This window comes from Mucilaginibacter sp., assembly GCF_041660805.1.
Lineage (GTDB): Bacteria > Bacteroidota > Bacteroidia > Sphingobacteriales > Sphingobacteriaceae > Mucilaginibacter.
Genome location: NZ_JBAZVP010000003.1, coordinates 261,572 through 273,924 on the forward strand (window position 1 = coordinate 261,572; position 12,353 = coordinate 273,924).

General features: G+C 43.4%; 10 protein-coding genes. 4 read left to right on the plus strand and 6 right to left on the minus strand.

Annotation, left to right across the window (positions count from 1 at the left end; genetic code table 11):
- Nucleotides 1–4 precede the first annotated feature (4 nt).
- The 3 genes from WC743_RS06555 to WC743_RS06565 form a co-directional block, all read right to left on the minus strand.
- Entirely contained in the window at nucleotides 5–853 is an 849-nt protein-coding gene (locus tag WC743_RS06555) for a phosphodiester glycosidase family protein (RefSeq protein WP_373011069.1), read from the minus strand.
- Between the two features lie 268 nt (nucleotides 854–1,121).
- Entirely contained in the window at nucleotides 1,122–1,865 is a 744-nt protein-coding gene (locus WC743_RS06560; RefSeq protein ID WP_373011070.1) for a DeoR/GlpR family DNA-binding transcription regulator, read from the minus strand.
- A 327-nt stretch (nucleotides 1,866–2,192) separates the two neighbouring features.
- Nucleotides 2,193–2,468: a hypothetical protein gene (locus WC743_RS06565; protein WP_373011207.1), complete on the minus strand. Its 276-nt coding sequence runs from the start codon at nucleotides 2,466–2,468 to the stop codon at nucleotides 2,193–2,195.
- A gap of 6 nt (nucleotides 2,469–2,474) precedes the next feature.
- Between WC743_RS06565 and WC743_RS06570 the strand changes: the two genes are divergently transcribed.
- Nucleotides 2,475–4,187, plus strand: a complete 1,713-nt coding sequence (locus tag WC743_RS06570; protein WP_373011072.1) for a tetratricopeptide repeat protein — start codon at nucleotides 2,475–2,477, stop codon at nucleotides 4,185–4,187.
- A 48-nt stretch (nucleotides 4,188–4,235) separates the two neighbouring features.
- Here the strand turns inward: WC743_RS06570 and msrA are convergent, their stop codons facing one another.
- Complete coding sequence (msrA, locus tag WC743_RS06575; protein ID WP_373011073.1) at nucleotides 4,236–4,727, minus strand: peptide-methionine (S)-S-oxide reductase MsrA; 492 nt, start codon at nucleotides 4,725–4,727, stop codon at nucleotides 4,236–4,238.
- Nucleotides 4,728–4,903: 176 nt separating this feature from the next.
- Nucleotides 4,904–5,932 carry a sigma-54 interaction domain-containing protein gene (locus WC743_RS06580; protein ID WP_373011074.1) on the minus strand — a complete coding sequence of 343 codons (1,029 nt, stop codon included), beginning with the start codon at nucleotides 5,930–5,932 and terminating at the stop codon, nucleotides 4,904–4,906.
- Between the two features lie 691 nt (nucleotides 5,933–6,623).
- Between WC743_RS06580 and WC743_RS06585 the strand changes: the two genes are divergently transcribed.
- The 3 genes from WC743_RS06585 (at nucleotide 6,624) to WC743_RS06595 (ending at nucleotide 9,801) form a co-directional block, all read left to right on the plus strand.
- Nucleotides 6,624–7,838 (plus strand): epoxide hydrolase family protein, encoded by a 1,215-nt coding sequence (locus tag WC743_RS06585; protein WP_373011075.1) that lies wholly within the window; start codon nucleotides 6,624–6,626, stop codon nucleotides 7,836–7,838.
- Between the two features lie 380 nt (nucleotides 7,839–8,218).
- The gene (locus tag WC743_RS06590; RefSeq protein WP_373011076.1) at nucleotides 8,219–9,295 is read left to right on the plus strand and encodes a nitrilase-related carbon-nitrogen hydrolase; all 1,077 of its coding nucleotides are present in this window, start codon (nucleotides 8,219–8,221) and stop codon (nucleotides 9,293–9,295) included.
- A 95-nt stretch (nucleotides 9,296–9,390) separates the two neighbouring features.
- Complete coding sequence (locus WC743_RS06595; protein WP_373011077.1) at nucleotides 9,391–9,801, plus strand: cupin domain-containing protein; 411 nt, start codon at nucleotides 9,391–9,393, stop codon at nucleotides 9,799–9,801.
- Between the two features lie 192 nt (nucleotides 9,802–9,993).
- Here WC743_RS06595 and WC743_RS06600 read toward each other — a convergent pair whose 3' ends face one another.
- Nucleotides 9,994–12,333 carry a glycoside hydrolase N-terminal domain-containing protein gene (locus WC743_RS06600; protein ID WP_373011078.1) on the minus strand — a complete coding sequence of 780 codons (2,340 nt, stop codon included), beginning with the start codon at nucleotides 12,331–12,333 and terminating at the stop codon, nucleotides 9,994–9,996.
- Nucleotides 12,334–12,353: the final 20 nt, after the last annotated feature.

Below are 12,353 nucleotides of genomic sequence, written 5' to 3' on the forward strand. Positions count from 1 at the left end.
TGACTTAGTTTCTTTTAACCAATACTACGTTTGCTACTTTGCGCTGCCCTTTATGATCCCACTTACCATTATCAGATGGATAATTTACTACTCCCCGGTTTTTCACCCATAAAGTTGTTGATCCTCCCCCATCCAGGTTTACCCCATCCCGGCAATGCAGCCAGTGCAGGATTTTGCGGAGTTCAAACAAACTCATCCCTGCAGAATTTGCATCCCGGCCATCAACAGTTATCATCAATACACGGTTATTGTCCGTTATGGCAATCGCCGACCGGGGGTGTCGGGTTATATTAAAACTATTTGAGTCAAGCTTGGCATGCTTATCATCATGCCATAGTAATGGCCCGGTTAACATTACATCCTGACCATCAAGCTTTTGCTCCCAATCAGAACTGCCATTCCATTCATCTATATGCAATACGCCATCTTTTATCACTAATGCTGCTTGCTGATGCCTTGCCCGGGTATTATTTTTTTCCAGCCGGTTTTCATTGATTACCTGACCGTTGGCCCTTATAAAATCAACAGAACCACCATTCTTCACATCAAAGAAAGTTCCGTTGATAGCTGCAAGTGCTTGGTTTTGGCCGCCAAAATCGCTGGTTATCCTTTTAACCTTAGCTTCGTATGCTATACTGATTTTATTTTTGCGCCTTGGTTTAATTTCCAGAACGGATATAAACTGATTGGATTTAAATAATGATTTACTCCTGAACCATGCCTGTTTTAAATGTATCCCAGGAGCCATGCGCTTTGTTTCCCACTCTACTCTTTTGAAAGTTATTGAATCTGTTTGTGCAAATAAAACTCCTGCGTTCAGCATGAAAACGAAGAGTATCGGGAATAATCGCATATTATTTGAAATAAGGCAACAACAATGTTCCAACACACAATAACGCACAAACACGCATATTTCTTGAATGTCCGTGTCCAAATATAATTAATAACCGAATTAAAAATACTACTTTATGCGTTATCAAATTAAATAACGCATAAAACTGCATAAAACCGCATGAAAACTGCGGCAAAACATCAAATGCCTGCTATAATCTTTGCTAAAAAATTATTTGTAATATTCCTGTTACGAGTTAACTCAACACCTATCTGATATCTGGTACGAATCAGAGGACATTCAGTATATCAACATAGGGTGATAACATTTCGTCGGAGGGGGTAATATCTGTAATTAGATAATCAATGGCATTCAAATTACTAACTTTCATCTTCTCCACAGAATCAAGCTTTTCGGCAATACAAACAATGGCGGTTTTATTGGCCGATTTGATCATGGCTTTTTTAACCTGCACTACCTCCCAAACTGAATCTGTGATACCATTTTCTAAAGAAATTGCGTTAGTGCCTAAAAAACACAGGTCAACTTTTATATCAGTAAGCTGATTGATTACCATAGAACCGGTAACTATATAAGCGTCATGCAGCAAACTTCCTCCAAGCAGAATAACTTCACACTCGGTATATTCTATCAGTTCCATAGCAACTACCGGGCTTACTGTAAAAAATGTACACTTCAAATTCTTGGGAACAAGCCGGGCCATTTCGATAATGGTTGTACCACCACCTAAAAGCACTATCATTCCGTCATTTATAAGGGTTAAGGCTTTTTTAGCAATTTGCCTTTTTGCATCCTGAGCATACGTTTCTTTTACACCTGTACTATGTGAAAATGATTTTGACATAGCCCCTCCATAAACCTTTTTTATTTTTGAATTACTTGCCAAATCATGCAAATCGCGCCTTATTGTATCTTCAGATACATTTAGCTTAACACACAGGTCTGAAGATAACACCTTGTTATGCAGGTTTATCTGCTTCATTATGAAATTTTGTCGCTCTTGCTTTAACATCGCTTGTTAACTGTAAGTTTGGTTTGGGTTAATTAATTGTAATAATATTAAAATGTAATCAATAACTGGCATTCTGAAATCAAAAGACATACGGTTTTTTAATTCATTGCATCATACTCATGAGTTTTTCTATAAATAGACGCATTTACTCACGATTCACAAATAGTGGCCGGTTACTTAAACGAGGTAGTAATACTGATACAGGAAGCAGACCTTTCTACCTTATGCTATCACATTATTATTATCGGTGATCTCGTTAAAACTCGCTAAAAAAGCAATAAACCTCCCTGCCCCTATCAAAAACTTATAGCAGAAGATTCTTAATATTTAGAGAAATAGCTTGGAACTTTCTTTCTTGTTTTCAGCTATAATATTTATTGCTACCGGAAGATGTTTCCAGTTGACCAGGTCCTTACTGGTTGCATGTCCCCATTTATTTTCCAGCGGGTTGTGCTGGTAATATAAATGAAACTCACCTGTTAAGAATATTAAACCGTTTGGATCATTTGAGGCATGGCCAAACTTACCGATTAATAGCCCGGATTTTGGAATGGGTAATAAAAAAGGATCTTGGATTTTATTTATACAATGAATATTGTAAATTAGATCATGATGAAAACAGTTTCTCCAATCTTATTATGGGGTATACTCTTCCTCTTTGCAGGCGCAACGCTAGTCAGGCCCAAATACCAGGCTTACCCCTCTGAGGTGAGTAGTTGCGGAGCTGCTTTACCATCTGATATTACGCCGAATAAAGACGGAAAATTCATCTCGATAATCGCCGGTACCGGACATCACCATTATAGTATCAATACCCGTTCTGACAGCGCGCAAATTTACTTTGACCAGGGGCTTTCTTTTTACTACGGTTATCATTTCACCGAGGCACTGGCTTCTTTTAAAGAAGCCGCTCGTTTTGACCCTGGTTGTACAATGGCCTGGTGGGGACAAACGCTTGCTTTAGGGCCCTACTATAATAATTATAATTATAAGATGCCGGGTGCTGTCATAATTGCGAAGATGTCTTTACAACGCGCTAACACCGGAGCCAGCGCAAAGGAAAGCGAATTGGCAAATGCCATAATGCAGCGCTACTCTTCAGATACCACCAATGCTGACCGTGCACATTTGGATGAAAATTATGCAACAGCCATGAGAACGCTGACGAAGAAATACCCGCTTGATAACGACATAAAGGCATTGTACATAGACGCTATGATGCTATGTCACAAATGGGACTTCTGGAATAACGATGGGACGCCCAAATCATGGACGCCCGAACTGGTTTCGTTATGTGAAAGCATCCTGAAAAAAGAACCCCGGCAACCCGCCGCACTGCATTATTATATCCACCTAACTGAGGCCTCCCGCAATCCGGCAGCAGCTTTACCTTATGCCGATGTACTGAAAGATCTGATGCCTGCCGTGGCGCACATGGTGCATATGCCCACTCATTCTTACCAGCGCAACGGGCTTTTTGCCAAAAGTGTACTTGTTAATGAACAGGCAAATACTGTCTATCAAAAAATGGATTCTGCTGCTTCCGGCCTTCGCCTGAGTAAAAATAATCCGATTCATTTTTTCGCCGTGCAATCCTATTGTGCCATGAATGCGGGGATGTATATAAAGGGCCGGCCGCTTTACCAACGGGCAAAGGAAAGGATGAAAGCGCTGAACCCGAATTTTAAGAACGACCCCTATGCCCAGTTTGTCTACATGTTACCCGAGATCGCACTGGTACGCTTAGGTAAATGGCAAGAAATTTTACAAGAACCCCGTCCGGATTTCCAATGGAAATACGCCAGGATCATGGACGACTTTGCTAAAGGCGTTGCGCATGTACGTAAACGTGATCTTAGCGCTGCCCGGCAATGTTTAAGTGATCTGCAAGTAAATCTTGCCGACAGCCTGTTAGCTATCCGTCGTATGCCTTATAATAAACCGAAACAAAGTGGTGAAATTGCAGCCGGCATACTCTCCGGCGAAATATTATTTGCTGAAGGAAAAACTGCCGAGGCTATCAATGCTTTTAAAAATGCTGTAAGTGCCGAAGATCAATTGATCTACCGCGAACCGCAGGAATGGTTCATACCTGCCAGGCAATACTTAGGTGCCTGCCTGTTAAAAATAAACAGGGCTAGGGATGCAGAAATGGTTTATCGGGATGATTTGGTTTACAATCCCGGCAATGGCTGGTCACAGCTAGGCATGTACATCAGTCTTAAAGCGCAAAAAAAGCTAAAAGAGGCAAGGAAATATGAAGTGCTTTATCGGCAGTCGTTCGCAGCTGGCGATGTAAAGCCGATTGAATCGGTATTTTAAAAGTTGTGTTTCTCCCACCTATGATTAAATGAGGTTCCAGGATTTTTATTACCCCAGTTTCCATTCGGGTCTTTCAAAGTGGCAGGTATATCCATAGGGGTGTTTTTCTAAATAATCCTGATGCTCCTCTTCGGCGTTCCAAAAATCAGTTGCCGGGACAACTTCCGTTATTATCTTCCCAGGCCACTTACCAGAGGCTTCCATGTCTGCAATTAAAGCTTTGGCGGTTTCCTGTTGTGTTTCATCCACAAAAAAAATGGCGGAACGATAAGAGGTACCGATGTCGTTTCCCTGCCTATTTCGTGTTGTAGGATCATGAATTTGGAAGAAATACTCAAGTAGTTCACGATAGGATAACTGTTCTTTATTAAATATGATTTCTATGGCTTCAGCGTGTGTTCCATGATTCTGGTAAGTTGCATTGCGTACATCTCCACCTGTGTACCCCACTATCGTTGAAATAACACCTGGATAATGTCTGATAAGTTCTTCTACTCCCCAAAAGCAACCACCAGCCAGAATGGCTTTTTCAGTATCCATATAACTTTACTTTTTAATGGGTTAAAGGTAAGGTACAAATGAGTAAATGACAAGAATAAGTGCGAAATGATGTCTGTGAACTTCACCTATAAAAGCAGGCAACGGTATTCTATTTTTATCGGCTTGCCCGCCCTTCACTTTTTATCCGGCTTTCTTTGCAGTATATTTTAAGAAAATTAGTTACTTCCATTCTTGGAATATTTTTTTTCTATACCCAATTTTTTCATTTTCGAATTTAGTGTTGATGGATTAAGTTCCAAAAGATCAGCCGCACCGTCCTGGCCATATATTTTCCAGTTACATCTTTCAAGTGCAGACAAGATATGATCCCGTTCGTTTTCGATCATGGATTTGATACGTCCCTGTCGAACTGTAGAGACAACTTGACTTTGACCGGGTAATTTTAATGAATTAATAATGGGGCCATTAGTAAGTAAAACGCTTCTTGCCATTAAGTTTTCGAGCTCCCTTATATTACCGGGCCAATGGTAATTGAGCATTAACTGTATTACATGATCAGCCACCCCTGTTATCGCTTTATTCTCTTTACGGGCATAAATAGTAACAAAATGGTTAGCCAGGGCTACTATGTCTTCTTTGCGTTCCCGCAATGGAGGGAGTTTGATAGGGAAAACATTCAGGCGATAAAAAAGGTCCAACCTGAACCTGTGCATTGAAACTTCCTCTTCCAAATTGCGGCTGGTAGCAGCTATAATACGAACATTTACCTTTCTTTTCCGGCCTCCTATGGGTTCCACCTCTTTTTCTTGTAATACCCTCAACAATTTAACCTGCAATTCCACGGGTAGTTCTCCAATCTCGTCCAAAAAAACAGTTCCTTCATTCCCCTGCTCAAACTTTCCTGTTCTTTTATCAGTTGCACCTGTAAAAGCACCTTTTTCATGACCAAATAGCTCTGATTCGATCAGGTTTGCCGGCAGCGCAGCACAGTTTACTGCCACAAACGGCTTTTTATTTCGAGGTGAGATGCGATGAATACATTGCGCTATCAGTTCTTTTCCTGTCCCACTTTCCCCTAATATCAGGACAGATATATCTGATGCACCTACTACTTTAACGTTGTCCAACACGTCACGCATACTTTCACCACCCCCAATAATATCTTTAAATTCACTTCCAGACGAGGAAACTGCTGAGGGGCCTAAATGGCCAATTGGTTTTCGGTTGAGTATCCTGGTATCCATACATACACCTCCTTTGTTTCAGGTGATTTCAAAAAGCTTTCATAGCCATCTACACGTAACGATTTTACATACTGACCGGCATTGTAAATGGGAATTACCTGCTGGTATAAGGGGATATAAAACAACACCAGGAAAATAAATATCGATATGTGTGCAACTTAAACTTTTAGGAGTATAATAATACCAACAACCAAACAGTACCAATTGCCCATTCTCTACAGTAAATTTAGCTGAAATTATATGCTAATATTTAGCTTTCAATACGTCAATAACAGAAAAAAATATTGTCTAGATAAAGATCCGACTGATTTGATAAGGAACTATCAATCCTTAAATAAAAGTATAAATTATTTTTTAAAAGTTAAATAAGTTTCAATCATTTTTTTCCCATCACGACATATCGTGGCCGATTTAGATGATTTGTGATATACAAAGGTTTAGTTATTTTTTTACTAGTACAACTATCTAACAACTAGCTATTTACCTATGGCATGGTAATGGTTTGGCAAACTTAAAATGTCAAATCAATGAAAAGAGTAGAAATGTCCTTGCTATTACGATGCTGATATGCGCCTTTGGTGATGCAAATAAAATTTAGCAATGTGCAAACGGCGGCGTCATCGGGCACTGCTTCTAATGAATACGGTTGGCATAGAGAATACATGTAAGAAACAATTTTAAAATTTAAACAATGGAAACTATCACAGCAACTAAAGAGGAAGTAGAAGCAGACGAATTGATCCGCCCTTTTCGGGTTAACTTTCCGCAAGCTGACCTTGATGAATTAAATCGCCGCATTTTAGCGACAAGGTGGCCCGAAAAAGAAACGGTCGACGATCAATCTCAGGGCGTGCAACTCGCCACTATTCAGGCCCTCGCGAAATATTGGGCGAATAATTACGATTGGCGTAAGGTAGAGAAGAAAATCAACTCTTACCCAAATTACATTACAACCATTGATGGACTTGACATTCATTTCATTCACGTTCGTTCGAAACACGAAAACGCATTGCCAATGATCGTCACACACGGATGGCCTGGCTCGGTCGTCGAGCAGCTGAAGATTGTCGATCCACTCACCGATCCTACGGCGCATGGCGGGAGCGCATCGGATGCATTCCATCTGGTGATTCCGTCGATACCGGGCTACGGATTTTCGGGCAAGCCAACCACCACAGGTTGGGACCCTGTCCACATTGCGAGTGCCTGGATTGTGCTGATGAAGCGCCTTGGATATTCGAAATTTGTGGCACAAGGCGGCGATTGGGGTGCGCTCATCACAGATTTAATGGCTGTACAGGCCCCCCGGGAATTAATCGCTATTCACACAAACATGCCCGGCGTGTTCTCACCTGACATTGACAAGGCTGCCCAGTCCGGCGCCCCGGTACCATCCGGTCTTTCAGACGACGAGAGCACCGCGTATGAGCGGCTGAAATTCGTATATGCAAAAGGCATCGGGTATGCCTATCAGATGGGCTTGCGCCCGCAGACGCTTTACGGGATTGCGGATTCACCCGTTGGCCTCGCAGCCTATTTACTGGACCACGACGCACGTAGCTATGAACTCATCGCGCGTGCCTTTGCCGGACAAACTGAAGGCCTTTCGCAAGACGACGTCCTCGACAACATCACGCTCACCTGGTTGACGAACACGGGAGTTTCCTCGGGCCGTCTCTATTGGGAGAATAAGCTCGCTTTTTTCAGTGTTAAAGGGGTTTCCATCCCTGTTGCCGTGAGCGCGTTTCCTGACGAGCTGTATCCAACTCCACGGAGTTGGGCAGAAAAGGCATATCCTAATCTGATTTATTATAATAAGCTAGAAAAGGGTGGGCATTTTGCGGCCTGGGAACAGCCTAAGATCTTCACTGAAGAGGTCCGTGCATCTTTCAAGTCTCTTCGCTGATTTCGATAAAGAGTATCAACAGATTTTAAACCGGGGCGCGATCCTAACATCGCGCCCTTTTTAGTTTCATTACAAAATGACCGTTCGTTTTCTTTCTATAACAATGGAAACACTTAACAGGCTTTAACATGCGTGAAAAGTGATTACATCACATAAATATTGCGCCTTTCAAATGTGATGTGGGTCACATAGTCATCTGAAAAATGCTACCGAGTTTTGTTGTGAAATTAAAAGTATAAAGAGAATGAAATACCAGGACAGGATATGTAATACCAAAAATAAACAAATAGAATTCGATCATACGTGCAGCGTTTAAAACGCTGTGTTGATTGAGACAAAGGAAAATTACAGTTAACATTCCCAACACTAATTTTTAAATTATGGAAAAGACAAAAAATATCTCAGCTGGTAAGATCATTAAAGCTGCTGCCGTACAGATCAGCCCGGTGCTATACAGCCGTGAGGGTACTGTGGAGAAAGTTGTCAACAAGATTCGTGAATTGGGCAAACAAGGCGTTCAGTTCGCAACATTCCCTGAAACCGTAGTGCCGTACTACCCATACTTTTCGTTCATCCAGACACCCTACCAGATTATCACCGGAGGTGAGAACCTCAGGTTGCTTGATCAGGCGGTAACAGTGCCGTCTGCTGCCACAGACGCCATCGGCAACGCTTGCAAAGATGCAGGAATGGTTGTGTCTATTGGCGTCAACGAACGTGACGGCGGAACTTTGTACAATACCCAATTGCTCTTTGATGCAGACGGTACCTTGATCCAGCGCCGCCGAAAAATATCCCCCACCTATCATGAGCGCATGATCTGGGGCCAGGGTGATGGCTCGGGTCTTAGAGCGATTGATAGTAAAGTAGGCCGTATTGGTCAGCTTGCGTGTTGGGAACATTACAACCCACTTGCGCGGTATGCAATGATGGCCGATGGCGAACAGATTCACTCTGCGATGTATCCGGGTTCTATCTTTGGTGAGCTGTTCACGCAGCAGACAGAAGTCAACATCCGGCAACATGCACTGGAGTCTGCTTGCTTCGTGGTCTGCGCAACGGCCTGGTTGGATGCCGATCAGCAGGCGCAAATAGCTAATGATACCGCTGGCAATATCGGCCCGATCTCCGGTGGCTGTTTTACTGCGATAGTAGCACCCGATGGGAGCCTCATGGGCGAACCGATCCGCTCGGGTGAAGGCGTCGTCATTGCTGACCTCGACTTTACACTAATTGATAAGCGCAAGTACATGATGGATTCACACGGCCACTACAACCGGCCTGAATTACTTAGCCTGCTTATTGACCGCACTCCCGCTGCACATGTTCACGAACGCGTTGTACAACCTGGCAAGCCGCTTGCCCAAGGCGCTGAATATGCTGGCACCACAGTTACAAACTTAAAACAGAGCGGAAAGAAGGCGGCGGACAGGGGGCCAAAATTCTCCGCATCGTAGTCGGTAACCCAATTATTATTGCTGCTGTAAATAACAGGGATATATAGTGATTAACTATGTTTAAGAATGAATTTTGAATATTAAAAAAAATGAAAATGAAACAAAAAAAACACTTCCTCACCAGAACTTTTGCTACTGTTGTACTGGCAGCACTTACCATCTCTGGCTCCGCTCAGTCGCAGCAGGCTGGAGTTAAGCGCACAGATCTCCAGCGGCATGATCTCAGCGTCTCCGGACGCGAGGTAATCCAGGCGCGCATTGACATAGACCCGGGATCGGTCTCCTCCAAGCACTGGCATCCGGGCGAAGAGATCATCTATGTGCTCGAGGGCTTGCTGGAATATCGGGTTGAGGGAAGGGCGTCTGTAACGCTCAAAGCCGGTGACGTTTTGTTTATCCCGGCTCAAATGATCCATTCGGCGAAGAACGTTGGTAGTGGCAACGCTGCCGAGCTTGCCACATATTTCGTCAAAAAAGGAAAGCCGCTCGTCACGGTAGTGAAGTGAACGCCCGGCAAGGAAACTTTGATTATTGCCACAAATGATCTCCCAGGAAATAAGACGGAAGCTACCAAAAGCCTGTAATCAATAGTTTACGGGCTTTTTTCGTGACAATTTTCTCTTTTTGTAACCTCAACCCAGCCCGGCATTTTCGGGTGCTAATAATCAGCACAGCTAACTTATTTAACTTTTATACAACTATATTAAAGGGAGTGATTTAGCTTGTTTAATTTTTCCGTTTACTTTAATCTTAACTACCTGCACCACAGGTGACCGGATCTGATAGCTGGTAACTTTTCCATCTAACCAAGTAAAATCCACGATAAAATTTCCCCGGGCTTTCAATCCCTTGACTTTACCTGACGATTTCCAGGCATCGGGCATGGCGGGCATAAAATCAATGAAACCTGCGTGACTTTGCAACAGCATCTCTGCAATACCGGCTGCTGCACCAAAGTTGCCGTCTATCTGAAAAGGCGGCCCGGCAGAAAGGAGATTAGGATATACACCCCCACCGGCACCATAATTAATGTTCGTCTTCAGCGTAGGCTTTATGATTTCTGCAAAAAGCTTATAGGCGCGGTTTCCGTCATGTAAGCGGGCCCACCATAATTGTTTGTAAGCGATTGACCAGCTTGGACCATCATCACCCCGAGCCTCAAGCGTTTTTTTACAAGCCTCAGCAAGTTCTGGAGTGCCCTCCGGTGTAATTAAAGAGGCTGGGTATAAGCCGTATAAATGCGAGACATGACGGTGGTTGACCTCCGTTTCTTTATAATCTTCAAGCCATTCCATGAGCCGGCCATCTTTGGCAATCCTGCCGGCAGGCGGCAACTGTTTCAAGCGTGCTGTCAGCAGATCACTGAACTGCCTGTCCCTACCTAATATTTTTGATGCAGCAATGACATGGTTGAACAGCTCACGGATGATCTGGTTATCAATGGTGGGGCCTTCGCAAATACTTGCTGTTTTTCCGTTGGGCAAGTAAAAGCTGTTTTCAGGCGATGATGAGGGTGAAGTTAACAGCCAGCCTGTTTTAGCATCTTTAATTAGCATACTGCTGTAAAACTGGGCGCTACCTTTTAGTACCGGGTAAATATCCTTTAGGTATTGCTTATCATTTGTAAAGGCATAGTGCTCCCAAAGGTTATTGCAAAGCCAGCCAGACCCTGACTTGGTAACACCCCAGGATGCACTTTCACCGGGCTCCGTAAAGCCCCAGATGTTAGTGATCACGTGAGCCACCCAGCCATTTGCATTATAGTAGGCCTTTGCGGTTCGTTCCCCGTTGGGTACCATACCTTTCACCAATTCGGCCAAAGGCAAATTTAGTTCAGAAAGATTTGATACTTCCACTGGCCAGTGGTTCATCTGTACGTTTACATCCAGGTGATAATCACCATTCCATGGCGTTTGTATCTGATTAGCCCACAATCCTTGAAGATTTGGTGGTAATAGACCCTTACGGGTGCTGCTGATTGTTAAATACCGACCAAACTGATAGAACAGGACAGGTAGTCCGGTGTCGGCATCCGGATGAAGATGATACGCGCTCAGTCGTTCATCAGTAGTTTGATTACTTGCCTTGCCATCACCGATTGACAGGCTTACCCGGTTAAACAGCCGGTGATAATTGGCCAGATGCGTAGATTTTTCCTTATCATACGTGGTACTGAGTGCACTGGATAAGTTTTTACTTACTTTCTGCGGGTAAAGCGGATCTTTGAAATTAGTACCAGCCGATACATAAATTATGGCCTCTGTCGCATTTTTAATGATTAGCGTACTATCGGTTTTAATTAACTGCCCGCCTTTTAACTGAGTCTTGACCATTGCCAGGTATTTCATACCACCGGCCTTTGTGCCGCTTGCTAACTGGCCTGACATTTCCAGTACATCACCTTTAACTTTTGTGACAGACCGTTCAGGCCGTGTTAGGCCAATGATCAGATTAAGCTGTCCGGGTTTGTCCGACGAAAGCCGGATGATGCTGACATCGTTACCAAAACTTGTCATATATTCTCGCTTGTAAGTAACGCCATTCACTTTAAATGAACAAGTTGCCAAGGCGTCATTTAACGATAGCGCCCTTTGGTAACCTTCAGCCTTGGGATGATCACCCTGACCCGGATAACTAAAGTTCAGATTTAAATTGCCCAGTACCTGATAACAACCAAAGGGCACACTGGCTGAGCCCGCACCTTTGCATATGAAGTTTTTATCGACCAGGGCTTGCGCCTCATCATTTTTCCCTTCGGAAAGTAACTTTCTTATTTCGGGGAGGTATTTATATGCTTCATAATTATTTGCATCCTGCGGTGCGCCCGACCAGAGCGTGATATCGTTCAGCACTACTTTATCTTCCGTAATTCCACTGGTTGGCATTAATCCCAGCCTGCCGTTACCCAGTGGCAGGGTTTCTTCCCATTGTGCTGCCGGCCTGTTGTACCAAAGCCTCAAAGGCTTGTTTTGACTGAAGCCTGATGGGAAGTAACTCGCTAAGGCCACTAATATGAGGTAGCATTTTGTTTTTTGCATGAGCGATTATTTAATTTTAA

What these genes read in the sequence shown, in the direction of transcription:
- WC743_RS06600 (WP_373011078.1), bottom strand. Translation starts at nt 12,333, where the DNA reads ATGCAAAAAACAAAATGCTACCTCATATTAGTGGCCTTAGCGAGTTAC.
- WC743_RS06580 (WP_373011074.1), bottom strand. Translation starts at nt 5,932, where the DNA reads ATGGATACCAGGATACTCAACCGAAAACCAATTGGCCATTTAGGCCCC.
- WC743_RS06585 (WP_373011075.1), top strand. Translation starts at nt 6,624, where the DNA reads ATGGAAACTATCACAGCAACTAAAGAGGAAGTAGAAGCAGACGAATTG.
- WC743_RS06595 (WP_373011077.1), top strand. Translation starts at nt 9,391, where the DNA reads ATGAAACAAAAAAAACACTTCCTCACCAGAACTTTTGCTACTGTTGTA.
- WC743_RS06590 (WP_373011076.1), top strand. Translation starts at nt 8,219, where the DNA reads ATGGAAAAGACAAAAAATATCTCAGCTGGTAAGATCATTAAAGCTGCT.
- WC743_RS06570 (WP_373011072.1), top strand. Translation starts at nt 2,475, where the DNA reads ATGATGAAAACAGTTTCTCCAATCTTATTATGGGGTATACTCTTCCTC.
- WC743_RS06555 (WP_373011069.1), bottom strand. Translation starts at nt 853, where the DNA reads ATGCGATTATTCCCGATACTCTTCGTTTTCATGCTGAACGCAGGAGTT.
- WC743_RS06560 (WP_373011070.1), bottom strand. Translation starts at nt 1,865, where the DNA reads ATGTTAAAGCAAGAGCGACAAAATTTCATAATGAAGCAGATAAACCTG.
- msrA (WP_373011073.1), bottom strand. Translation starts at nt 4,727, where the DNA reads ATGGATACTGAAAAAGCCATTCTGGCTGGTGGTTGCTTTTGGGGAGTA.